The organism is Mycobacterium sp. FW102-FHT13B02 (assembly GCF_058790275.1).
In genome coordinates this window covers 273,015-294,348 of sequence record NZ_JBYTCM010000007.1, presented here as the reverse complement: position 1 = coordinate 294,348, position 21,334 = coordinate 273,015, and the positions used below count along the sequence as shown (strand labels likewise).

Annotated in this window: 22 protein-coding genes and 2 pseudogenes; 9 read left to right on the top strand and 15 right to left on the bottom strand. The window is 67.4% G+C overall.

All coding sequences use genetic code 11. From position 1 onward, the window contains the following. From AC3WTE_RS15580 to AC3WTE_RS15560, 5 genes and pseudogenes are all read right to left on the bottom strand, one after another. Positions 1–643: hypothetical protein (locus AC3WTE_RS15580; protein ID WP_492438796.1), on the bottom strand; the 643-nt coding region annotated here is incomplete at its 3' end. A 135-nt stretch (positions 644–778) separates the two neighbouring features. Continuing rightward, complete coding sequence (locus AC3WTE_RS15575) at positions 779–1,432, bottom strand: hypothetical protein (RefSeq protein ID WP_492438794.1); 654 nt, start codon at positions 1,430–1,432, stop codon at positions 779–781. A gap of 193 nt (positions 1,433–1,625) precedes the next feature. Next, positions 1,626–2,408, bottom strand: a pseudogene (locus AC3WTE_RS15570) (DUF4192 domain-containing protein); the annotation flags it as partial. A gap of 157 nt (positions 2,409–2,565) precedes the next feature. Continuing rightward, positions 2,566–3,990, bottom strand: coding sequence for a hypothetical protein (locus AC3WTE_RS15565; protein WP_492438792.1), 1,425 nt, complete (start codon positions 3,988–3,990; stop codon positions 2,566–2,568). Positions 3,991–3,997: 7 nt separating this feature from the next. Further along, positions 3,998–4,927, bottom strand: a complete 930-nt coding sequence (locus AC3WTE_RS15560) for a tyrosine-type recombinase/integrase (RefSeq protein WP_492438790.1) — start codon at positions 4,925–4,927, stop codon at positions 3,998–4,000. Between the two features lie 137 nt (positions 4,928–5,064). Here AC3WTE_RS15560 and AC3WTE_RS15555 point away from each other — a divergent pair, with 137 nt between their 5' ends. From AC3WTE_RS15555 to AC3WTE_RS15540, 4 genes are all read left to right on the top strand, one after another. Then, a complete protein-coding gene (locus AC3WTE_RS15555; RefSeq protein WP_492438788.1) occupies positions 5,065–5,394 on the top strand; it encodes a helix-turn-helix domain-containing protein in 330 nt (109 codons plus the stop codon). A gap of 142 nt (positions 5,395–5,536) precedes the next feature. Beyond that, positions 5,537–6,118 carry a hypothetical protein gene (locus AC3WTE_RS15550; RefSeq protein ID WP_492438786.1) on the top strand — a complete coding sequence of 194 codons (582 nt, stop codon included), beginning with the start codon at positions 5,537–5,539 and terminating at the stop codon, positions 6,116–6,118. Then, positions 6,069–6,716 (top strand): DUF6932 family protein, encoded by a 648-nt coding sequence (locus AC3WTE_RS15545; RefSeq protein ID WP_492438784.1) that lies wholly within the window; start codon positions 6,069–6,071, stop codon positions 6,714–6,716. Before AC3WTE_RS15550 ends, AC3WTE_RS15545 begins: the two co-directional genes overlap by 50 nt. Further along, positions 6,703–7,689 (top strand): hypothetical protein, encoded by a 987-nt coding sequence (locus AC3WTE_RS15540; protein ID WP_492438782.1) that lies wholly within the window; start codon positions 6,703–6,705, stop codon positions 7,687–7,689. Before AC3WTE_RS15545 ends, AC3WTE_RS15540 begins: the two co-directional genes overlap by 14 nt. Positions 7,690–7,786: 97 nt before the next feature. Here the strand turns inward: AC3WTE_RS15540 and AC3WTE_RS15535 are convergent, their stop codons facing one another. From AC3WTE_RS15535 to AC3WTE_RS15520, 4 genes are all read right to left on the bottom strand, one after another. Further along, on the bottom strand, positions 7,787–8,668 hold the full coding sequence (locus AC3WTE_RS15535) for a polysaccharide deacetylase family protein (RefSeq protein ID WP_492438780.1): 882 nt from the start codon (positions 8,666–8,668) through the stop codon (positions 7,787–7,789). Further along, positions 8,665–10,221 carry a multicopper oxidase family protein gene (locus AC3WTE_RS15530; protein ID WP_492438779.1) on the bottom strand — a complete coding sequence of 519 codons (1,557 nt, stop codon included), beginning with the start codon at positions 10,219–10,221 and terminating at the stop codon, positions 8,665–8,667. The genes AC3WTE_RS15535 and AC3WTE_RS15530 overlap by 4 nt, the downstream gene beginning before the upstream one ends. A 109-nt stretch (positions 10,222–10,330) precedes the next feature. Continuing rightward, the gene (locus tag AC3WTE_RS15525; RefSeq protein ID WP_492438777.1) at positions 10,331–11,569 is read right to left on the bottom strand and encodes a permease; all 1,239 of its coding nucleotides are present in this window, start codon (positions 11,567–11,569) and stop codon (positions 10,331–10,333) included. A 134-nt stretch (positions 11,570–11,703) separates the two neighbouring features. Then, positions 11,704–11,913 carry a hypothetical protein gene (locus tag AC3WTE_RS15520; RefSeq protein ID WP_492438775.1) on the bottom strand — a complete coding sequence of 70 codons (210 nt, stop codon included), beginning with the start codon at positions 11,911–11,913 and terminating at the stop codon, positions 11,704–11,706. Between the two features lie 585 nt (positions 11,914–12,498). Here AC3WTE_RS15520 and AC3WTE_RS15515 point away from each other — a divergent pair. Together AC3WTE_RS15515 and AC3WTE_RS15510 are read left to right on the top strand one after the other, a co-directional pair. Beyond that, positions 12,499–12,960, top strand: coding sequence for a hypothetical protein (locus AC3WTE_RS15515; RefSeq protein WP_492438773.1), 462 nt, complete (start codon positions 12,499–12,501; stop codon positions 12,958–12,960). A gap of 126 nt (positions 12,961–13,086) precedes the next feature. Continuing rightward, a pseudogene (locus AC3WTE_RS15510) lies at positions 13,087–13,908 on the top strand (NlpC/P60 family protein); the annotation flags it as partial. Positions 13,909–14,127: 219 nt separating this feature from the next. Here AC3WTE_RS15510 and AC3WTE_RS15505 read toward each other — a convergent pair. Genes AC3WTE_RS15505 through AC3WTE_RS15495 form a run of 3 tightly spaced genes read right to left on the bottom strand, consistent with a single transcriptional unit; the run spans position 14,128 to position 15,964 of the window. Beyond that, the gene (locus tag AC3WTE_RS15505) at positions 14,128–15,045 is read right to left on the bottom strand and encodes a M56 family metallopeptidase (protein WP_492438772.1); all 918 of its coding nucleotides are present in this window, start codon (positions 15,043–15,045) and stop codon (positions 14,128–14,130) included. Beyond that, positions 15,042–15,461: a BlaI/MecI/CopY family transcriptional regulator gene (locus AC3WTE_RS15500; protein ID WP_492438770.1), complete on the bottom strand. Its 420-nt coding sequence runs from the start codon at positions 15,459–15,461 to the stop codon at positions 15,042–15,044. The genes AC3WTE_RS15505 and AC3WTE_RS15500 overlap by 4 nt, the downstream gene beginning before the upstream one ends. Continuing rightward, a complete protein-coding gene (locus AC3WTE_RS15495; protein ID WP_492438768.1) occupies positions 15,458–15,964 on the bottom strand; it encodes a hypothetical protein in 507 nt (168 codons plus the stop codon). The genes AC3WTE_RS15500 and AC3WTE_RS15495 overlap by 4 nt, the downstream gene beginning before the upstream one ends. Before the next feature lie 216 nt (positions 15,965–16,180). On the opposite strand from AC3WTE_RS15495, the gene AC3WTE_RS15490 reads away from it, so the two are divergent. Beyond that, complete coding sequence (locus tag AC3WTE_RS15490; protein WP_492438767.1) at positions 16,181–16,783, top strand: TetR/AcrR family transcriptional regulator; 603 nt, start codon at positions 16,181–16,183, stop codon at positions 16,781–16,783. Continuing rightward, positions 16,780–17,457 carry an adenylate/guanylate cyclase domain-containing protein gene (locus tag AC3WTE_RS15485; protein WP_492438765.1) on the top strand — a complete coding sequence of 226 codons (678 nt, stop codon included), beginning with the start codon at positions 16,780–16,782 and terminating at the stop codon, positions 17,455–17,457. The genes AC3WTE_RS15490 and AC3WTE_RS15485 overlap by 4 nt, the downstream gene beginning before the upstream one ends. Positions 17,458–17,594: 137 nt before the next feature. Here the strand turns inward: AC3WTE_RS15485 and AC3WTE_RS15480 are convergent, their stop codons facing one another. The 3 genes from AC3WTE_RS15480 to AC3WTE_RS15470 are packed head-to-tail and all read right to left on the bottom strand — an operon-like array spanning position 17,595 to position 20,972. After that, positions 17,595–18,023 (bottom strand): DUF302 domain-containing protein, encoded by a 429-nt coding sequence (locus AC3WTE_RS15480; protein WP_492438763.1) that lies wholly within the window; start codon positions 18,021–18,023, stop codon positions 17,595–17,597. Continuing rightward, a complete protein-coding gene (locus AC3WTE_RS15475) occupies positions 18,020–20,611 on the bottom strand; it encodes a heavy metal translocating P-type ATPase (RefSeq protein ID WP_492438761.1) in 2,592 nt (863 codons plus the stop codon). Before AC3WTE_RS15475 ends, AC3WTE_RS15480 begins: the two co-directional genes overlap by 4 nt. 55 nt (positions 20,612–20,666) lie before the next feature. After that, positions 20,667–20,972: a hypothetical protein gene (locus AC3WTE_RS15470; protein ID WP_492438759.1), complete on the bottom strand. Its 306-nt coding sequence runs from the start codon at positions 20,970–20,972 to the stop codon at positions 20,667–20,669. A 201-nt stretch (positions 20,973–21,173) separates the two neighbouring features. Between AC3WTE_RS15470 and AC3WTE_RS15465 the strand changes: the two genes are divergently transcribed. After that, positions 21,174–21,332, top strand: a complete 159-nt coding sequence (locus tag AC3WTE_RS15465; RefSeq protein ID WP_492438758.1) for a hypothetical protein — start codon at positions 21,174–21,176, stop codon at positions 21,330–21,332. Positions 21,333–21,334: the final 2 nt, after the last annotated feature.

The following is a 21,334-nucleotide window of genomic DNA, read 5'->3' as shown; positions in this document are numbered from 1 at the left end:
CGATGAAGTCCTCCCCGACCCGCACTGTGATCGGACCGGAACCACCCTCCTTGTCCACCGTTGGGAACAGGAGCATCCGTGCGCCGGGGCCGGCCTGGTCGGGACGTACCTTGGCGAACTTGGCGAGGTGGGACGGGTTGACGCAGGAGCCGACGACGCTACCCATCCTCGATTCGTCAGTCGCGATGATGTGACGCCACCGGGGCAATTCGACGTCAGCGCTGCGCACCGTCATCGCCTCTCCGGTACTGAACCGGAATGTCACCACCAGTCGGCGACGAGCACGGTCTTCTGTCACGTCCACATAGACATCGCGGATGCGCTCGTCTCTCTTGGCTGTCTTGGCCATCTTGACCAAGGATTTGGCGTCCGCGCCGGCGAGCATCATGGCGAACTTCTCCCCGTCATAGTCGACTCTCGATGCTCCCACCGTGAAGCGGTCAGTAGCCACCGCCAGCAGCTGCCCGTCCCCAAACTCCATCCGCACGGCTTCGAGCATGGGCAGCCGCTCCGCTGGGGCAGTGGTGAACAGCAGCGCATCCGACAGCGCCGTGTGCAATGCCTTGGCCTTGAGTACATTCTGCGGAGCCAGGGCCTCGTCTCCCGGCTCGGCGGCTCCGGTTGGTTCCACTACTGCAGTCATGCCATATACCTCTCTCTTACACAGGCCCGCCCGGATGGCGTTGCCCTACAAACGGCGATGCTATCGAGCGCCCACGACATGCCAGCGCTAAACCTGAGCCCCGAGGGGTTCGCTCACCCAATCTCCCACCGGGGCCTATCCCACTCGGCTCAGCTCCGCAATGCCCAGCGCAGTAGCGAAATCCAGTTCGGAATAGCCCTGCGGGACACGGCCCGACACGGTCACCCGGCACCGGGCCCAGGACCCCACCACTGACGTCTCCCCGTGGTAGTCCCCGCCGCCCCTGCCGTTTCCCTCGCACGTCAGGATCGGTAGTGGATGCAGCTGCGCATCGAAATCCTCATATGGACGCGGGGCCAGTGCGGTGTCCACGTAGCAGCCCGCATCCAGGTTGATCACATACCGGCAGTCCTCATCCTCTGCCAGCGGGATATCCAGGACCTTGCACTTGTCGGTGATCTCGGTCAGCGTCGGCTCATACCCTGGGTACAGCGGCTCCAGGCCGGCGCGGATAGCCACACAGCGCCCATAGCCGTCTTCCTCGCCCGAACCCGTCAGCTGGTACAGATTCTCGCCGCAGCTCTCCGGATCGGCGTAGTCACCGGCCCAGACCAGTCGCATGCCGCCATCCATCCGCAGAAACGTCTCAACAGCTCGCACCAGCTCATTGCCGACATAGGAATGCTCCATCAGCTTGAGCCCATTGCCGTAGATGTGCGCCAGAAACCACCACATGACTGTCGGGTTCTCCCGCTGGTCAATCACAACCGGCGCGTAGTACTGCCCCATGTCAACACCTCGTTTGACTCTCAGGCCCACCCTGCTGGCGTGCCCTCACAACAGCCATACTACCCGCACCAACTGACACAACACGCCGAAACCTGTTGCTGCCCTGACTAATTGATCTAAATCCTCCCCGCCTCCGCGAGGGGCGGGGAGGATTAGCCCCGAGCGCCGGCACTCAGGGCTAATCCGGTTCCTGTCAGACCGACACGGCACTGGTTGCCGAGACGATCATCTGCCGCAGCTTCTGCGGTTCGATCCCCAGCGACATTGCGCAGTCGAGCATGCCCGCCATCTTGTGATCGTGAACCTCGTCCAGCGCTTCACCGATGGCAATGCCCGCCAGCACACCATCGCCGCGAATCCACGCGCTGACTGCCAAGAGCACCAGCGCATCGGCGCGCTGCGGCGACGGCAACGACCGCGCCAGCACCATCCACAACGCCTCGACCACCGGCGCCGCGTTGGTCACGGCCAGCCCATACAGGCCATCGCGTACAACGCCGTCACCGAGCGCCGCGCCGAGTTCAGCCAGCACCGCATCGGCGACCTGCTCACCTCCGGCGAGCTGGTGCGCCACCTCCAGAGCCGTCGATACGGCCCGCTCACGCTCCACCACAGCAGCGGACGCGATCAACGGGGCCAGTACCCCAGCACGCTGCGGATCAGGCTTCACGAGCGCGACCAGTTCGCTGCGGCTGCCGGTCACGCGCCGCCCCTCGGCAATGGCCGCCATAGCCAGATCAGTCGTCGTCGGATCATCGAGCACCCCCGACTGCCCGCTGCCGTCAATGGTGAACCACCGTCCGCCAGTGCTCAGCACGTCAACCACCGCGACACCACGAACCCCGATCCCCTGCGCATCGAACGCCGCCGCCACATGTGCCGCCGTTTCCTCGTAGCCGCCCACCGACTCCGGTGAGGCAGCAGCATCGACAAACACCAGCGTCACATCGCTGGTGTGGGACCTATCGAAATAGGTGTTTAAAACCCTAAGGGACGCCTCATGCTAGACGGCGAACGGGCGGTGGCGGTATTTGGGCTCTCGTCGGCGCGGTGATTGTGATGCTGGCGTGGTCGGTGTGAGGGGTGAGTTGTGTGTGACTGGCCTGTGGGTAGATCTATCCCCTGTGGGTTGTTCAGGCGGTTTTTCGCTGCTGCTGTTTTTGATTCAGGTATGCGGCGATTGCGTTGCGGCCCAGGGCAAATCCGATCATCACGCCGTGCTGTCGGGTGGCGGAGTGTGCGGTCATGCGGCCGCCGTAGAGGGTGCGGTCGAGGGTGTTGTTAAGTGATTCGGAGTCTTCGCGCCAGCCGTAGCAACGGTCGTAGAGGCTGGTGCCCTCTTCGGTTTTGGTGAACTGGCGCAGGTGCTCGGCGCGCTTGTAGCCCTTTTTGTCGTCGTCTTCGGTGTTGTCGATGCGTACTTTGGTGACGGTGCCGCAGAGGGGCGCGAATTCGATGTACCAGCGGTAGGTGCCTCTGGGAGTGTGGCGGTCGAAGACCCGGGTCACGGGCAACGGATGGAGATGGGTTTCACCGGTGTCCAGGATGGTGCGCTCGTGCAGTCTGCCCTTGTCGGTCCAGAGTTCGTGGTCGTCTCCGCAGCCGCATTTGATGGTGGCGAACGCAGTGGGCACAGCGGTGCCGGCGTGTGTGGGAACCAGGGCGATCATGCCGCGTTTCATCACGTGGTCGATATGGGTGCCGCGGAAGGCGCCGTCGTAGCAGATGCCGTCGATGCGTAGGTCGGGGCGGGCGGTGAGGCGGTCGAGCATTTTCAGGGCGATGCCGGCCTCACCTTTGTAGCCTTTGCCTGGCGGAACGGGCATGGTGTCCAGGACGACCCGCAGATTGCGGGTGGCGTCCGGGCGTGTGCTCATGATCGCGAATTTGGTGCCGTAGCTCCATGCTTTGGAGTCCTCGCCGCGTTCCACTTCAAAGCTGGCGTGGACGGTGGCCCTGCCCTTGGCTTTCTTCTTCTCGGTCGTGGATGGACGTTCGGGTGCCGCCAGGACGGTGCCGTCGCAGGTGACGAACTGCCCGCGGCTCGGCTTGGTGCGTGAGACGCGTTTATCTGGCCTGAGACAGCCGAGTTGGTGGGCCAGCGTGGCGGCGGCGTCGATCATTCCCTGGTGCAGCGCGTCGACGTGGGTGTCGAGACGCTCCTGCGCGTACACGTGGTGGTGCCGTCGTGGTGGTTTGGCGCGGGCGGTCTTGCCGAATTTGGCGGCCTGGTCGCGGAACATCTGCCAGTACTCGGAATTGCCCATGACCCGGCTGGCCATGTTGGCGCTACCGAAAACTCCCTGCAGCGCTCGGTGTATCACCGAGACCCAGGCTGGATAGTGCGCAGGCCGCCCGGGGCTGTTGGCAGGGCGATCGGGGATCAGATCGGCGATCTTGTACAACGCCGGGTAGGACGCGATGGCCTGGACCCGTTCGATTTCCAGCAGTGTGTGGTCGAACGGGGTGGGGATCGCCTCGCGCTCGTGCTGATTGATGCGGTGGGCACCGTAGGCGTTGGCGCGCGTACGGCGCGACGAACGGTGCTGGGCAGTCATGGGACGATCAGTCGTCCTGGCGCCACTGGTAGCCGATGAGGGTCGCGGTGCCATCGAGGGAGCCGGATCCGATGAGTTGGGCTGCAGCTTCGACACGTCCGGTGTCCTCGAACACGCAGCGCGCGGCGTAGGCGGTCAGCGAGGACGGCTTGATGCCGGCGGTGCCGGTCAGTCCGGCGCGGGTCAGCACATCGCGGACGGTGACGCACACCCTGGCTTGGCGCTGGGCGTCGGACCCATCGGAGCCGGTGCACACGATGGTGTCGGGGCCGAGACCACGGTCGGTCAGATAATCGATGCGTTCGTCGATCACCCGGCGGGCCCAGGTATCCAGGGGCAGGCGGCGGGCACGGTGCTTGCTGGAGCCATGTGCTCGGACGCTATGACCGGTGGTGTCGACGTCGGCGATACGGATGAAGCCGAGCTCGCTGGTGTGCGCGCCGGCCAGCAGGATCGCGATGGTGGCGGCGTGCCGGGTGGGTGTGGCGTGCTCGGAGAACAGCCGCACCAGCGCCGCTTCGTCGTCGCGCAAAGGCCGCAAGGTGGTCGCTTCGCGGTCGGGCACGGCGATGTCGGTGGTGGGGTCGTCCAGTGTCAGGCCGAGCTGGCGGGCGGTGCGGAAGAACGCGCGCAGGGCCGCGCGGCGGTTGTGCATGGTCGCCACCGCGGCCGTACCGACCGTGCCGTGGCGGGTACGGCCTTTGGCGGCAACGAATTTGGTGACCAGATCCTCGTCGGCTCCGGCGAGGGTGGTGATGTCGTAGGCCGCGGCGAACCTGGTGAATCGGCGTGCGAGCAAGGCGAATTTGTCCAGCGTCTGCTCGGACATGGTGCCGTCAACGGTCCACGCCGCGACCACGGTGTCCACGGCGGTGACCAGACTGCCCTCAGCCATGGCCGGCCCCCACGGCAGCGGCAAAGCTAATTGCGCACTCATGACAGGTGTCCAACGGGTGAATAGGTAAGGTCACCGCGGCACCCTCGCACGTGGTGCATATATGCACCAAGCCCACGCTGGCCAGGGTGATCGACGGCACACAGGCCGACCGGGGGTGCGAGCGCTATCGTCGGCTCATGTCGCGCGGCCATGGCGATCAACCGCCTGTTACGTATCTGGCTGCGGGCGTGTGGCCTGACGGGAAACTGATCGCCGACGCGCCGCCGTCGGCTGCCGCGGCTCAACACCTGGCGAGGACTCTGCGCGTGGTGATGGCAGAAACACGGACCGGTCAGCGAGCCCTGGCGTCGGCCACCGGCGTGGCCCACACCACGATCGGGCGGATCCTGGCCGGCGCGGTGCTGTGTGACATCGGCACCCTGGCCAAGCTTGAGCACGCTCTGGGGCGACCGCTGTGGCGACCGCCGGCAGATAACGAGGACTCCGCCCGATTTGGTGACACATGACACGTGTGGCACGATACAAATCGTGAAAGCGTTTGCGGGTGAAGCGGCGCGGCGTGTTGCGCTTGACTCGTGTTACATGTGGCAGAACAATAAGGAACTAGCAGGCGCGCAACTCCGTCGCAGAGGTAAGGCAGGTGCGGTGATGGCCAAGACCAGCAAATCGTTGATGGACCTGATCGAAATCGCGGTCAAGCGCAATGGTGGAGCGTCCGGCAGGCGCTTGGCGGAGGTTGCGCAGCAGGCTGGCCACGATATTTCTCACGCCACCCTCAACCGCTTGCGGCAGGGCACCTACGCGTCCCGGCCCACCGACGCCTCCATCCGGGCTATTGCCTATCTCGCCCAAGTGCCCGAGGCAACAGCTTTCGCGGCGGTGGGCGTACGTCCACCGGCAGCCGAGCGCTATGAATTGCCCGCCGAAGCGCAGCGCATGGACACCCGTCAGCGCCGTGCCCTCGACGAATTGCTACGCGCGTTCGTCGCCTCACAGGCTCCCGCGGCCGCACCTGGCTTCGGCGCATTGCTGGCGGCGCGGGACCAGTTGGAGGCGGCACTGGCTGATAGCGGTTTGGCCGACCAGCCGTTAGCGTTGGCGGCCCGTGCGGTGATTGCCGCGATCGATGAAACCACTGTGGCGCAGTTCAATACAGCTGGCGACGGCGTGATCCATAGCGATGTGCCGCCGGCTGACGGTGCGGCATCGGTGGTGTGCACCGTCGGCTGAATCCGGGGAGGGCTCCGTGGGGTGCGGGGCCGACACACGACGGGGGTGGGCGGTGTTACCAGAGTTGGGGCCAGACGGAATGTTGCCGCCGGGGCGTTACCGGGCGACCACAGGCGAGTTGCATGCGCGGTTCGTGGCTGGTCGGGGCGAGTGCCGCGCCGAATTGTGGCGGGACTGGATGGCGGCGACCAAGGTATTGGAGCGCCTGGTTCCGGTGAACGCTGTCTGGCTGCACGGCCCGTTCGTCTCTGATGAGCCCGCGCCGGAATGGGTGCAGTGTGTCTACTGGGCTGAAGACATCGAAGTGAACAGCGCCGGTGTGCACCCGCCGGTGGCCAAAGCGTTGAGCGCTTTCGCCCTGCCGGGCAAAGTGCACGAAGCCTTGGGGGTGAAGGTCGATACCCGGCTGCTGCACTGGCACTGTCAGCCCGACATGCGCTACCGAGACGAGTACTACTCCACCTACACAATGTTTCGTGGCGAGATGGATGATCAGGTGCAGCGCCTGCCCTCCGGTGCGCGCGGCTCCGAACCGGTCCGTGAAGACGCGTTCCCGCGGCGCGGCTATGTGGAGGTGATCATTCGTGACTTCACCTGACGAGGAGCTCGACCGCCTACAGGAGGCACTGTTAGCCGCGACGGCGGATCCAGAATTCGGCGCGACGTTGCCGGAGTGGACCACCGCGGAGGACCTGTCCCGGATCGGGATCGAGTCCATGCGCGATCGTGATCCGATCGGTCGAACCCTGGGCTCGGTAGGCAGTATCCGTATCTCCGGTGACGGCGTCACTGGTTCGGCAGCCAGGGTGACTGAGGTCGCCCGTGTCATGACCGGACTTCAACGCCTGGCAACCGCGGTCGGCGCAGCGCAGGCAGGTGATAAAGCATTGGGCCGCAAGCCCAGTGCCGACATCAAGCGACGTACCGAGCTGCTGTTGACCACCGCACCCGCGCCCGGTTCGATCATCCTGACCTTCACTCCGGCGGTCGCTCCGGCCGATGAGGCCGGACCTGCGGGGATGCTCGACGAATTCGAAACCAACGACCAGATGGTCGACACCGCCGTCGGCGCGGCCATCGATGTCTTCACCGCCGGCAACGACATCGGACCCGAACCGGAGCAGTCCTCGTTTGTCCACCAGCTCGGCGATATGGGTCCGCGTACTGCCTCGGCTGTGCGTGATCTGGCAAAGACGTTGGACCGCGCGGGATTTGATGTCGACATCGACTGGAGGCAGCCCTCGCGGGCGACCCGGCGGGTCACCGTCACTGCCCGCAACGCCCGACATATGGCCTACGTCGTGGAGCACGCCAACCTCGATGAACAATCCGTGGTCATCACCGGTGAATACCTCACTGTTTCCGCGGTCAGTTCATGGGTGATCCAGCAAGACGACGGCGACGCGGTAACGGTGAAGCTCGGTCGTATCGATCCTCGGCAAACCATCGGCCTTGCTGTCGGCGAGCGAATACGTGTGCAGGCCATCATGAAAACTGAAATCACCCCGGGCGGCAACACCAAAACCACCTACACCGCACAATCTTTCGAAAGAATCGACCCACCGGGCTGATGCCCGGCGGCCGGCGGCTGCGTTGTATCCGGTTGGGCTGGAAGGTGTCCGGTGCACCCCGGGGGTCAGGCCGCCCAGGGCGAGCGGGTGCCGTCGTTCAGCTGGGTGGTGGTCCGCCGGGGTTCTGGTTGGATAGGTCGGTGATAGGCCGGTTTGGTGCCGGTTTGGGTGACGGGGTGGGAGGCAGGACGGGGATTTGGTCGAACGGGATTTCCCGCAGTGTGTTGCTGGCCGGTCCGTTGACCCGGCTGCCGTAGCTGCTGCCGGGTGTTCGGGTGCCGAGCAGGTGGCTGACGGTCACCATGTGGTAGTCGTTGGCGATCAGCACCGGCAGGAATTGGTAGATCAGATCGACGGTGCTGGAGTAGGTGTCGTGGAGCAGAACGACCGAGCCGGGTTTGATTTGCGTCATCATCATGTAGCGGGTCGCCCCGGTGTCGGCATCGTTGATCCAGTCGAACGGGATGACGTCCCACAGTATTTCGGCGAGGTGTTGCCGGCCCGCTTCGGCGCGCACGGCGTCGCTGGATACCCCACCTGCCGGCCGGTACAGCGCGGGGCTGACGCCGGTGGCGGCGGTGATGGCCTGGGTGCCCGCGGACAACTGGTGGGGAATCTCAGCCGGATCGATGGTGGCCATGTTGGGGTGTTCCCACGTGTGGTTGGCGATTTCCATACCGGCAGCGGTGATGCGGCGGGCCGCTGCGGGGTCGGCGGCCACCTTGTTGCCGATGACGAAGAATGTTGCTTTAGCGCCGCGGTCGGTCAGAACGTTCAGGAGCCGGTCGGTGAACGGGGTCGGCCCATCGTCGAATGTCAGTGCCACGCACTTGTATACGCGGCAGTCGATGTGATCGGCGTCGAGCGCACGACGATGCCAATGCACCCATATCAGCAGGGCGGCCACGGTGACGGCGACAGTCAATACTGTTGCCGCCGACCAACAGTTTCCTCGGGTGAGCAGGCGTCGCGGGCTCATCGCGTCGTGTACTTCAGTGTGGTCATCATGCCCGCTTCTTGGTGATAGGCGTTGTGGCAGTGCAACATCCACTCGCCGGGGTTATCCGCCACGAGCCTGACGGTCACAGTCTGTTTGGGGAGCACGATGAGGGTGTCTTTGCGTGGGCCGCGGCTGCCGTCGGCGGGCTGAACCTGGAAGGTGTGCCCGTGCAGGTGCATTGGATGCCACATGGTGGTCGAGTTGGTGAAGGTCACGGTAACGTGCTGGCCCTGGTGGACGGTCAGGCCCTGTCGATCGGTGAATGGGCGGCCGCCTATGCCCCAGTCGTATTTCATCATCGATCCGGTGAGCTCTACGGTCAGGGCCACGTCGGGTTTGGTGGGGCCGAGATCGACCGCGGCGGCGGCGGTGAAATCGGCGACGGTGGCGACCTGGCGGGACAGCTCGACCGGGCGCAAAGATGGGGCGGGCGGGGTGCCAGCGCCGGTGGACAGCAGGGCGCGGGCGAGGCGGTCTTTGCCTTCGGCGGCGGCCACCAGCGCAAACACACCGTCGGCGGCAGTGATGAGGACGTCGTAGCGTTCCCCCATGCCCAGCAGCAGCGCGCTGACCTCGACCGGATCGACCGGGAATCCGTCGGTGTGGGTGACGGTCATCGTGTGCCCGGCCAGGGCGACCCGAAATGCGGTGTCGGCAGCGGCGTTGATGATGCGCAGCCGAATACGCTGGCCCGGTTTGGCCCGGAAAACTGTTGGCGCGGCAGGAATCCGGCCGTTGGCCAGGTAGTAAGGGTACTTGACGTCGCCGGCGTCGCCGCCCAGGAGCGCACTGGCGGTGGTCGGCATGTCCGCCATCGCGCCGCCGCTCATGTCGGGCGCGCCGCCAGTGTCGGGCCCGCCCTCCATGCCCGGCATATCGCGGCCGCCGGATCCGGACATCGCGCGCAGTCCGGCGTAGATCTGTTGCGGCGACTTGCCGACGCCGTCGGTCCAGTCATCGAGGACCACGATCCATTCGGCGTCGTAGGCGCCACGGTCGGCGGGATCGTCGATGATCACCGGCAGATACAGGCCGAAGTCGGTGTCCAGGCCGGTGTGCGGGTGTGCCCAGAAAGTACCGGCGTAGGGTGCGGCGAACCGGTAGGTGAAGTCGGCGTCGGGGGTGATGTTCGGTGTCGCAGGGGCGGCGCCGTCCATGTCGTTGCGCAGGGCGATGCCGTGCCAGTGCACCGAGGTGTCGTGGTCGAGCCGGTTGGACACGGTGACCGCCAGTTCGTCGCCCACCGAAGCGCGGATCAGCGGGCCAGGCAGCTGATCGCCGTAGGCCAGCGTCCGGGCCTCAACGCCGCCCAGGTCGACGGTGGTGGGCTGCGGTGTGAGAGTCGCGGTGACGGTCCGCCCGGAGTGGGGCCGGGCGGCCTCGGCGGCGTCGATCGCGGCGCGGTTAACCGCCCGCGCCGGCGCGGGCGCTGTGGTGGAGCGGCCACAGGCGGCGGCGCTGACCCCGGCGAGCGCGACCGCGCCCAGAAAGGTGCGCCGATTGATCGGCGGCGATGGTGGTGGGGTGGGCATCGGATGGTTTCTCCTTGAACGGGTTCCGGCTCTGGCCGGGGGAAGCGACTGTCGGTGGCGCCGTGGGTTCGGTGTGGGCCGGTGTGCGGGCATCGGCGCCGCGACGGGGTCAGCCGTGCGCGCCGTGCTGGGGGTCACCGCTGGCGTCGTGGTGGTGCTCGTGGGGATGACCGCTGCTCGCACCGTGCGGGTGCGGGCCGCGGCCGGTGTGGCTGGGTTCGGGGGCGCCGCCCATCATCGCGAGCATGGCCTTGCCGCCGGTGCGCAGGAACCGCCACAGCAGCACCGCCGCCAGGGCGAGGAACACCAGGTTGAGCCAGGTGGTGTAGTTCCACGAGATGCCCTCGTCCGGCATGTGTGCCGTGGTCCGGTCGGGGATGAGTCCGGTTGCGGTGAACAGGATTTCGACGAGGTAGCCGGCGGCCACCATGGCGAGGTAGAAGGCCGCGGTGATGGTCAGGGTCATGCGCAGGCCGTAGTACTTGCGGTAGATGTTCAGGATCGGCAGGATCAGCAGGTCGGCGAAGATGAACGCGATGACGCCACCGAAACTGATTCCGCCGCTCCACAACACGACCGCCAGTGGGACATTGCCGATCGAGCAGACGAAACTGACGACGGCCACGAGCGGTCCGATGAGCGGTCCCCAGATCGCCGACCAGAGGGGATGGCCGTCCAGGAACAGTCCTTGCCAGAACGATGCGGGAACCAAGGCGCCGATTGCGCCGGCGATGAGCAAGCCGGCAACGAGGTCTTTCCAGATGGCGGCCCATTCCATGACGAAGACGTGCGCCACCGAGGTGAAACCGTCGGCCGAGACGAGTCGTTGTCCGAAGGTGCCCTCGCGGGCGATGGACATGTCTATCGCCGCGTGCCCTTCCATCGATCCGGCCAGGCCCTTGTCGGCTTGCGTGGCGGCCTCGCGTAACAGCTTCTCGCGCAGCGTGATCCGGAATATCAGGGCGACACCGACGATGATGACCGGGCCGCCGACGAATTCGGCGAGGGTGAACTGCCAGCCCATCAGCAAGGCCAGGATGATGCCCAGTTCGACGACCAGGTTGGTGGAGGCGATCTCGAAGGCCATAGCTGCGGTGAAGTTGGCGCCTTTGCGGAACAGGGACCGGGCCAGCGCCACCGCGGCGTAGGAGCACGAGGACGAGGCGATGCCCAGCCCGGTCGCGACGGCCAGGGTACGGGGCAGGTCATCGCCCAGCAGACGCACGATGGTGGCGCGGCGGACCAGGGATTGCACGATCGCCGACAGCAGGAAGCCCAGGATCAGCGCCCACAGGATTTCCCAGGTCATCGACCCTGCCAGTGACCCCGCATGCACGAGTGCGCTCATCTGAGCCCCCTGCCCCGGGTGGGCGGCGTAACCACTCCATCAACACCCCCGTGGGGTATTGCAGTCAAGGGTGGGTGTGCCGGTGCGCCGATGCGGCGGCTGGGTCGCCGTCGGGGCCACATGATCATCTCGCGTCAGGCCCTGGTCATGCCGACCAGCATGAAGCCGGCCAGGATCAGCAGTCCCGCCATCGGATAGCCGATGAGGAGATCCTGATAGCCGATGAACTTCAGCCGGCCCAGGTGGCTCACCCCGTGCGCCACCGCCATGATCGACCCCACGCCAACGAGCATCCAGCCGGCGATTCGGCGGCGGCGCTCCCGGCGGTAGGCGGCGGTAAACACCGGCGCTCGGCCCCCGGCGGAGAGTCGACCTCCGGCGGATATTCGACGGCGAGGGCTCATTAAGCCACCTTCCTCAACGCGGGCACCGTCACCGGACACCCAGCGACCCCCGAGATACTACTATCTGAATTAGTAGTAGGTGCGATGTTGTCGCTGAGGGCGCCGGGATCGCGCGAGAACAGCTGCCCCACTACATGTCTAGATGCTCGTCGCCGCCCACAGGCGACAATCGGGAGCCCCGGTACGTCGATCCCTTTCCTGCACCGGCGCCGGGCCGGGGACCGCTGCGGCAGGTGCGTGGCTGCCGGTCAGTGGGCGATGAGCGGGTAATCACGCTGTTCGTGGACGGTGTCCGCCGCGGCATGTCGATCAGGAAGGACGATCGCGTCGCTACTAAGAAGTTTAGTATGGGGCGGTGCGCAGCCTTCGTGTCGACGCGCCGATTCGACCGCCGCGTGGAGGGGCCCGCTATCGTGATCATCTCCGCGACGGTGGTGAGCCGGTGAGTACTGCTCGTGGCGGCCACGATGCGTTGCGGCGCACCCGGCATGCCCACCAGCTCAACCGATGTGGGAGGTCATGACGATGTCGACACCGAAGCCGCGCCGGCGCCGGGCGCGTGGGTGGCCGCTCGTGGCGGCAGCGTGCGCGGCCGCCGTGGTCGTGGTGGTGGCGGTCATCGGCGTAGCCACTCATGGTTTCGGCCTGGCCGGCCCGACCGAGCGCACGGTGCCCGCCGCCCAGGTGGCGCAGGACCGCTGCTCGGCGGACGTGCTGAACCGATTGGCGTCCCCGTCGACAGCGACACTGTCACAGGTCCAGACGGCGCCGGTCGCCCTGGAGCCCGACGGTACGGACTTGTTCTCTCTGCTGGAGGACCCGCTCAAAGGGGTTGACCATGCACGGATCACGGTGCTGAACGTCTCGGGTGCGGTGAACGCCCCGAACGCGTTCGGGGCCACCATCCACAGTCCGTTCACCTGCCGCGCCTACTTCGTCGACGGCACCATGGTGCACCGTCTCGTTCTTCTCGACCACGGCGACTAGCTGTGCCCGGCCCTTCGGTTGTGGCCGGACAGTCGGGTCCGGCGGGGCAACCCGTTACCGATCCGAGACGGTGACAGATGTTTTCGGTGGGGCTGAAGTGGCGTAAGTTCCGTGGGCATGCGGATGTCTACTAAGCAGGTTAGTAGTTGCGGGGTTGTCGGGGCGCCGCACCGGCCGGCTAATCGGGCAACGTCGGCGGTGCGGGCGATGGCTCGGCCGGTTCTGCGTACCGCGGTCGCCGTGGCCGCCGGGGTCTTGTTCGTGTCGTCGGTGCCGTTGGGTGCCGCCGCGCCCGGGCCGCAGGCCCCGTCAGTGGGCGGGGCTGAGGGCGGGGGCTGGGATCCGAGCCTGCCGCAGGTGGCCAGCGCCAATGTGCCGGGCGACCCGATCGCGGTAACCAATGCGGTGCTTAACATTTCGTACACCTCGGCGCAGGTGACCGCGAACCTGGGCCGCAATTTTCTGGCCTCGCTGGGATTGGCTCCCCGCGCTCAGGCAGCCTCCGATCCTGGTTTCACCAACGACCGCATCCCGCGGGTGTACGGCGCGCGGGCCACCGAATACGTTGTGCGGCGCGCCATGTCGCAGATTGGTGTGCCGTATTCGTGGGGCGGGGGTACCGCGGCAGGTCCGTCGCGCGGCATCGACGGCGGCGCCAACACCGTGGGGTTCGACTGTTCGGGGTTGATGCTGTACGCGTTCGCCGGGGTCGGCATCAAACTGCCGCACTATTCGGGGGACCAGTACAACGCGGGCCGTAAGGTTCCCACCTCGCAGGCCCGTCGCGGTGACCTGATCTTCTACGGGCCCGAAGCCAGCCAGCACGAGACGATGTATCTGGGCAACGGTCAGATGCTGGAGGCCTATTCCACCGGGTACCCGGTGCGTATCGCGCCGGTGCGCACGTCGGGCATGATGCCGTTTGTCACCCGCCTCATCGACTACTGAGCCCAATCTCGCCGCGCCGTCGCCCCCGAGTGCCCGTGGTCTGAGCCGCAGCGACACCGATCTGTTTGTCCGGCGCGGGCTAGCGAGGCAATGCACTGCCCCGCAACCATTCGGGCCAGGGCACGCTCCAGTCTCCGTTCTGCCACACCTGCAGCGGCTGGCCACCGGTGTTGCGAACCTCGACGACATCGCCGGGCTCACCGGGCCTCGGTGGTGCGGTCAGCCATGCGTGCAGGAGAACAGGGCTGCCACCACGATGAAGCTGGTGAAGGCCACCGCGACCAGCATCAGTGCCGCCGCCCACACCACCGCCAGCGACCCGCCGCCACCACGGCCCGGACCCCGGCCGTGCGGCGCCATCGCGGCCAGGCGGTCCATCCGCTGCTGCAGGCACACCCCGCCCATCCCGAGCACGGCCGGTGGCAGCGGCTCGGTGCTCAGGATCTGCAACGCGCGTCGCAGGCCGGAGCTGCCGTGCGCGCGTGCGGCGTGGGCATCCGCATCCAGTTCCACCATGGTGCGCACCAACGCCGGGGATTGCCACAGCAGCGGCAACCAAGGCACCGCCGCGGCCAAGGTGGCCGCCACGGCGAGCACGCTGTGATGACGGCGCCGCAAATGGGCACGTTCATGGGCAAGCACCGCCATCACCGCCGCACGGTCAAGGCGCTGGCGCAACCCTGTGGTCATCACGATCCACGGGGGGTCACCGGCCACGCTGTAGGCCAGGGGGCGCGCAGCGGGAATCCACAACACGCCGGTGGGGCCGCGATCATCGGTGTCCAGCAGCCAGGCCAGATCGGCGTGGCGGGCGTGCAAATGCACGCGCTGGCGCGCGGCGTCGCGCAGGTACCAGCCGGCGCGTGCCACCGATACCGCAATGACCACAGCACTGAAATACCCTGCGGCGGTGTCGATGTCGCCGGAGCGGCCGGCATGCAGCGCAAACCAGCACTGGTGAACCGTCTCGGCGACCGCGGGTAACGCCAGCGCGATCAGCGCCACACTGGTCGTGATCGCCCACACCCCGAACACCAGCACCGCGTCGTGCCCCCGGGCGATCATCAGCCGCAGCAGCGCCGGCGCCCCCACGCCCACCACGAGGCCCACCAGGGTCCAGGCCACGACAGCCGTCACCGGCTGCCGCCGCGCTCGCGCAGCCCGCGGGTCAACGCCTGCGACTCGGCTTCGGTCGCGCCGCGGGCGAAATGCAGCAGCGCCGCCGTCGGGTCCCCGCTATCGGCGAGCAGGTCACGCACCGCATCGGTCGCGGCCTGAATCCGGCTGCGGGTCGCCAGATAGCAGTACGCCCGCCCGCACAATTCACGGCTCAGCCAGCCTTTGCGATACAGGTTGTCCATCACCGTCATCACCGTCGTGTAGGCGGGCCGGCGCTCCTCGTCGAAGCCATCGAGCACATCGCGCACTCGCACCCGATCGGTACTGCGCCACACCACATCCATGATCGCCGCTTCCAGCTCACCGAGCCCCGGCCGCGGCCGCACACCCCGGCTGCTCGACCCCGCCCGGCGCGACGGCTTACCGCCGTTCATGACCGCCGTCGCCAACCGGCGGCTGCACCGTCAACGACCGGTAGCTGCGCCGCCGTGGCCACCACCGCCTCACCTGCGGGCACCGGGCATCCCCGCGACGCCACCCGCCGCCGCCACAACGCCCAGCCCAGCAACATCAGCGACAATGCCGCCACCAGCGGCTGCAGCGGCGCCCACACATTCAACGCGCCGCTGAGGCCGACGGCGGCGACCACCGCCTTGTTGCACAGCGGACACCCCACCGCCAGCGCTGACCCGAGGCCGCCAAACACCCCGGCCCCGGGCCGCGCCGCCGCCGGCGAGGGACGACGCACATAACTGGCGATCAACAACCCGCTCAACACGGCGGTCAGCACCCACACCGGATAACTCCACCACGGCGGTGCCGTCATCCGCCCGAAGAACGGATTGGGCACCAACGCCGTCGGGACGGCGATCGCCACGGCCACGACCACCGCGGCCACCGCCGCGATCACCCACCACAGCCACCGATTCCGGTCCATGCCCACCGCCTTGACGAAACAACCCCAGCCGACACCACACACCATAACTACTAAGCAACCTAGTATTGCAGGATCACGCCGCCGACCTCCCCGTACGCGATGCGCAGCGCCCCCCACAGTGCCCCGCACCGGCGCCCCGGGGCGCACCGGCGGGCAACCCCGGGCCAAACCCGGCCCCAGGCCGATAAATCACGTGGCGACAATACAATTACGGCATTGTCCACCTGGGATGCGCAAAGCCATCGCCTCGCCCTGGTCACGGTCGGACGCCGTGCGCTCATTCCTGTTCCCGTCGCTCGCATCCTCGACCGCACCGCCGCCGAAGCGCCGATGTCCCAGGCCACCACCTACCGCCGCGGTGTCAGCCGTGACGACCTGGTCGCAGCACTGATGGCCGAGGCCGCGACCACTTACCAACGAGCGATGCTGCCGGCCCCGTCCGGGTCGGGCACCGCCGGCAGGCGACTGCACCAGGCGCTGGAGGCGTTGTGCCGCACCGCCGATGCGCACCTGCACCTGCTCGCCGGGATGTTCCTCGCCCCGGGCGCGGGGTTCCACCCGCCCGGACCCGGCGCCCTGACCGTCGAGGCGTTCGCCGAGCCGCTTGAGCGCCTGCTGCGCGACCGCGCCGCCGACGGCACCGTCCGCGTCGTGGAGCCGATCGTCACGGCGACCGTGCTGTTCAACCTGGTCGGCTGGGGATATATCCACCTGCGCGCCGCCCACCACTGGGACGCGGACACCGCCCGCGGCGTCGTCCTGGACGCCGTCCTGCACGGCCTGCTCGCCGCCCCACCACAGCCGCAGGCCCGCACATGACCGGCGGGACCGACCAGGACACCGGCCGTGCGACGTTCCTGTTCGCAGACCTGGCCGGGTTCACCGCGCTCACCGAGGCGCACGGCGACGACCTCGCCGCCGACCTGGCCGGCGAGTTCGCCACCCGGGCCGAGCCGGTGATCGCCGACGCCGGCGCACAGTTGGTCAAGACCATCGGCGATGCCCTGATGGTCCGCGCCCCCGCCGCCGCCGCGGCGATCGCGCTGGGGATCGCCCTCGCCACCCCCGCCACCGGCCGATTCCCGGCGGTGCGGGTCGGCATGCACACCGGCCCCGCGGTCGAACGGTCCGGCGACTGGTTCGGCGCCACCGTCAACATCGCCGCCCGGATCGCCGCCCTCGCCGACCCCGGCCAGGTCCTGGCCAGTGACGCCACCTACCGCGCCGCCCTCGACGAGAACGCGGCGGCGCTGGCGGGTATCGGGTTCACCGACCTCGGCGAGCACCGGCTGCGCAACGTGAGCGCGCCGGTGCGGCTGCTGGCCGCCTCCGGGCCGGGCGCACCGGCCGACCGGGCCACCGACCCGGTGTGCCGGATGCTGGTCGACACGACCAGCGCGCCCCGCCTTGACCACGCCGGACACCCGGTGTGGTTCTGCTCGACAACCTGCCGCGACACATTCGCCAGCGCACCACAGGACCACCCGCCGTGACCGGGCGGACCACACGCCCCGGTCACGTGCCGGCCGATGCCGCGCTGCCACATCGCCCTGTGCTTCGACGCACGCCAGCCCCATGCTGACGATGAAGACTATTGGGCCGCAGCGGCTTTCGGTTTCTTGCGAGATTGTTATTTCGATGGTGCGGTGTGCAGCGATGTGTCGGCGGCCAGTGATTCGAGGGCGGCGCTCAGTTTGGTGCTGACCTCGTCGGCGAGTTCGGTCAGTTGGGGCTCGCCGGTGACGTCGACGAGTATTTGTGGGTTGATGGCTTCGATGAGGACGCAGCCGTCGGCGGAGGTGTCGGTGCGTACGACAACGTTGCAGGGCAGCAGGAGCCCGATCTGGCGGTCCACCTCGAGTGCGCGGTGGGCCAGTGCGGGGTTGCAGGCGCCGAGGATGAGGTAGTCCTCCATGTCGACGCCGAGTTTGGTTTTCAGGGTGGCTTTGACGTCGATTTCGGTGAGCACACCAAATCCTTGCTCGGCGAGGGCTTGGCGGGTGCGGGCGACGGCGTCGGTGAAGGTGGTGTGCACGAAGGTGGACAATCCGATGGTCATGAGGCGGTCCTTGTTGTGTGTCGGTGTGGCGCTTGATGTTTGATTGTGTGCTCCGGGTGGCTGTGGTTGGTACCGGTTTGCACATCGGGCTCGGTTTGTGCCGGTGTGGCTGTGGGCAGCGGCTCGCTGTGGTAGCGGCGCAGGCGGTTGGCGTTGCCGACCACCGACAGGGAGGACAGGGCCATCGCGCCGGCGGCGATCATCGGGGACAGCCGCAGCCCGAGCAGTGGATAGAGCACCCCGGCGGCCAGCGGGATGCCGACGGCGTTGTAGATCACGGCGAAGAACAGGTTCTGGCGGATGTTGGCCATGGTGGCGCGGGAGAGCCGGATCGCGGTGACCACACCGGCGAGCGATCCGGAAATGAGGGTGATGTCGGCTGCTTCGATGGCGACGTCGGTGCCGGTGCCGATGGCCAGTCCGACGTCGGCCTGGGCGAGGGCGGGGGCATCGTTGATGCCGTCGCCGACCATGCCGACGCGGCGCCCTTCGGCTTGTAGGCGTGCGATCTCGGCGGCTTTGTGTTCGGGTAGGACTTCGGCGAGCACCCGGGGCACGCCGACTTGGCGGGCGATCGCGGCGCCGGTGCGGGCGTTGTCGCCGGTGATCATCACCACCTGCAACCCGAGTCGGGTCAGGGCGGTGATCGCGGCGGCGGAGTCATCTTTGATGGTGTCGGCGACGGCGAGCACTCCGGCGGCGGCGCCATCGACGGCCGCCAGGATCGCGGTTTTGCCTTCGGCGGCCAGCCCGGTGGCGATGTGTTCGAGTTCGTTTGTGGCGATACCGTTTTCGGTGAGCAGGGTGGCGGTGCCGACCAGGACGGTGTGTCCGGTGACAGTGGCGCGCACGCCTTTTCCAGTGATCGAGACGAAGTCCTGTGCAGGCGGGATGGCGATGGTGCGTTCGCGCGCTCTGGTCACGATAGCCGTGGCCACCGGGTGCTCGCTGTCGGCTTCGGTGGAGGCCACCAACGTCAATAGCTGTTGGGCGCCGATGGCGCCGACCGTTTCGATGTCGGTGAGGGCGGGTTTGCCCGCGGTGATAGTGCCGGTCTTGTCCAGCACGATGGTGTCGAGTTTGTGCGCGGTTTCCAGGGCTTGGGCGGAGCGGATCAGGATGCCCGCGCGGGCGCCTTTGCCGGTACCGACCATGATCGACAGCGGGGTGGCCAGGCCCAGCGCGCAGGGGCAGGCGATGATCAGTACCGACACCGCGGACACCAGGGCCAACGTCAATGCCGGCGGAGGTCCGGCGACGAACCACACCGTGAACGCGATGATGGCGATCACGATCACCGCGGGCACGAAGTAGGCCGAGATCGCGTCGGCCAGACGCTGGATCGGGGCTTTGGAACCCTGGGCTTGCTGCACCATGCGCACGATTTGGGCCAGCATGGTGTCGGCGCCCACTTTGGCCGCGCGGACCCGCAGTGAGCCGGTGGTGTTGACCGTGGCGCCGATGACGGTGTCGCCGGGGTGTTTGGTGACCGGCATCGATTCGCCCGTCACCATGGATTCATCGACTGCGGATTGCCCGGACAGCACGGTGGCATCGACCGGGATCTTCTCGCCGGGGTGGATCAGGATGTCGTCGCCGACGATCACATCCTCGACAGCGATGGTGACTTCGGTGCCGCCGCGGATCACCCGCGCGGTACGGGCTTGAAGCCCGAGCAGGGCCCGGATGGCTTCACCAGTGCCGGCTTTGGCCCTGGCTTCCAGCAAGCGGCCCAACAGGATCAGGGTGATGATCACCCCGACAGCTTCGAAATACACATCGCGCACGGTGGCCGGCACCACGGTCGGCGCCACGGTGACCAGCAGGCTGTAGCTGTAGGCGGCGACGGTGCCCAGGGTGATCAGGGAGTTCATGTCGGCGCTGCGATGGGCCAGGGCGAGCCAGCCGGTGCGGTGGATGGGCCAGCCGACGTAGAACATCACCGGGGTGATCAGTGCCAGCTGCACCCAGTGGTTGAGCAAGACTGCGGGTACCCATGAGGCGCCGAAGGTTTGGGCCATCGCCGTGAACAGCACCGGGGCGGTGAGTACCGCGCCGATCACGACGCGGCGGGTTAGGTCGGCGATTTCGGTGCGCCGCTCGTGGGCTTGGGCGGCTTCGACGTCGGCTGCGGCTGGCTCGGGCGCCGTCTGGGCCGGGCCAGGTTCGGTCTGCTGGCCGTGGGTGGGTTGCGCACGGGGGGTGCTCGCCGCGTTGGGGGTGACCACGAGGGTGCCGTGGATCATGTTCATCCCGCAGGAAAATGCGAACGATCCCGCCTCGTGGGGGGTGAACCGCACGCTGGTGTGTTGATGTGCCGGCAGCGCCGCGGTGAGCTGCAAGTCGGGGAAGACCACGCGCGAGGTGCAGTCTCCGGTTTCTTGCCGGTCGAATTCGATCTCCACCGGGATGTTCTGGCGGACCTGCAGCACGTTGGGGCTGTACCCGCCGCGCACGGTGACCTGCAGGTGTTGGACCCCGCCGCTGACCGCGGCGGCGCGTGCGGTGCGGGGGCCGAAGAAGAACCATCCCAACCCGGCGATCGCCACCACGGCGACGGCGATCACGGCGACATCAATGGTCGACATCCTCGATGCTCCTTGTCATTTCATGATCCGGGCGGTGGTCCGGCCAGGGGCGTGGCTAATAGCGGCCGCCGCGAACCAGGTCGGCCATACGTGCCTGATAGGTCGTGGCATCGATCTGCCCAGCCAGACGCTGGCGAACGATGGCTTCCTCGCAAGTCCTCACCCGGGGCAGCGGCGCGCGGCGCCTCACCGCGGCCACCGCGGCCACCGCGGGCAGCACGCCGGACCTCGATGCGGTCTCGGGCCACGATCGTTGCGGCCGGGGGCGCCGCCACACCGCGTAGATCACGAACCCCAGCTCCGCGGCACCGATGAGCAGAGCCAGAAACTGTCCGGTGGCGATGTGCCCGTATCCGATCATCGGTTCTCGCTTCGTTGTCCGGGTTGGCCGCCGCGTGGCGTCACCAGCTCACACTCGCGCGCACACCGGCGTCGGGGGTAGAGACATAAGACACTGCGCCTCAGGCAGGAGGTCTCTACACCAAGGCCGGGCGCCGCCCCCATCGTGATGGCCTGGGATGGGCGAAAGGGACAGCGCGGTGGCAGACGAAACCTATGGCCGATGTGCCCCGTCCTGGTGGTTGTCTATGTGCGGCTGGCGCGCAGCGAGGAACGCGCGATGGACGCCCAGTTCGGTGACCAATGCGGCGCCGACGCCGCGGCCACCGCTGCGTTCTGGCCGCGGCTGCGTGGGCACCGGCCGGTTCTTAGTGCGGGTTGATT

Bases quoted from the DNA above. Each gene is read 5' to 3' on its own strand.
- AC3WTE_RS15530 (WP_492438779.1), bottom strand. From the start codon at position 10,221: ATGCCCACCCCACCACCATCGCCGCCGATCAATCGGCGCACCTTTCTG.
- AC3WTE_RS15565 (WP_492438792.1), bottom strand. From the start codon at position 3,990: ATGACTGCCCAGCACCGTTCGTCGCGCCGTACGCGCGCCAACGCCTAC.
- AC3WTE_RS15485 (WP_492438765.1), top strand. From the start codon at position 16,780: ATGACCGGCGGGACCGACCAGGACACCGGCCGTGCGACGTTCCTGTTC.
- AC3WTE_RS15495 (WP_492438768.1), bottom strand. From the start codon at position 15,964: ATGGACCGGAATCGGTGGCTGTGGTGGGTGATCGCGGCGGTGGCCGCG.
- AC3WTE_RS15545 (WP_492438784.1), top strand. From the start codon at position 6,069: ATGTGCCGCCGGCTGACGGTGCGGCATCGGTGGTGTGCACCGTCGGCT.
- AC3WTE_RS15555 (WP_492438788.1), top strand. From the start codon at position 5,065: ATGTCGCGCGGCCATGGCGATCAACCGCCTGTTACGTATCTGGCTGCG.
- AC3WTE_RS15480 (WP_492438763.1), bottom strand. From the start codon at position 18,023: ATGACCATCGGATTGTCCACCTTCGTGCACACCACCTTCACCGACGCC.
- AC3WTE_RS15575 (WP_492438794.1), bottom strand. From the start codon at position 1,432: ATGGGGCAGTACTACGCGCCGGTTGTGATTGACCAGCGGGAGAACCCG.
- AC3WTE_RS15525 (WP_492438777.1), bottom strand. From the start codon at position 11,569: ATGAGCGCACTCGTGCATGCGGGGTCACTGGCAGGGTCGATGACCTGG.
- AC3WTE_RS15560 (WP_492438790.1), bottom strand. From the start codon at position 4,927: ATGAGTGCGCAATTAGCTTTGCCGCTGCCGTGGGGGCCGGCCATGGCT.
- AC3WTE_RS15465 (WP_492438758.1), top strand. From the start codon at position 21,174: ATGTGCCCCGTCCTGGTGGTTGTCTATGTGCGGCTGGCGCGCAGCGAG.
- AC3WTE_RS15550 (WP_492438786.1), top strand. From the start codon at position 5,537: ATGGCCAAGACCAGCAAATCGTTGATGGACCTGATCGAAATCGCGGTC.
- AC3WTE_RS15470 (WP_492438759.1), bottom strand. From the start codon at position 20,972: ATGATCGGATACGGGCACATCGCCACCGGACAGTTTCTGGCTCTGCTC.
- AC3WTE_RS15475 (WP_492438761.1), bottom strand. From the start codon at position 20,611: ATGTCGACCATTGATGTCGCCGTGATCGCCGTCGCCGTGGTGGCGATC.
- AC3WTE_RS15535 (WP_492438780.1), bottom strand. From the start codon at position 8,668: ATGAGCCCGCGACGCCTGCTCACCCGAGGAAACTGTTGGTCGGCGGCA.
- AC3WTE_RS15515 (WP_492438773.1), top strand. From the start codon at position 12,499: ATGTCGACACCGAAGCCGCGCCGGCGCCGGGCGCGTGGGTGGCCGCTC.
- AC3WTE_RS15500 (WP_492438770.1), bottom strand. From the start codon at position 15,461: ATGAACGGCGGTAAGCCGTCGCGCCGGGCGGGGTCGAGCAGCCGGGGT.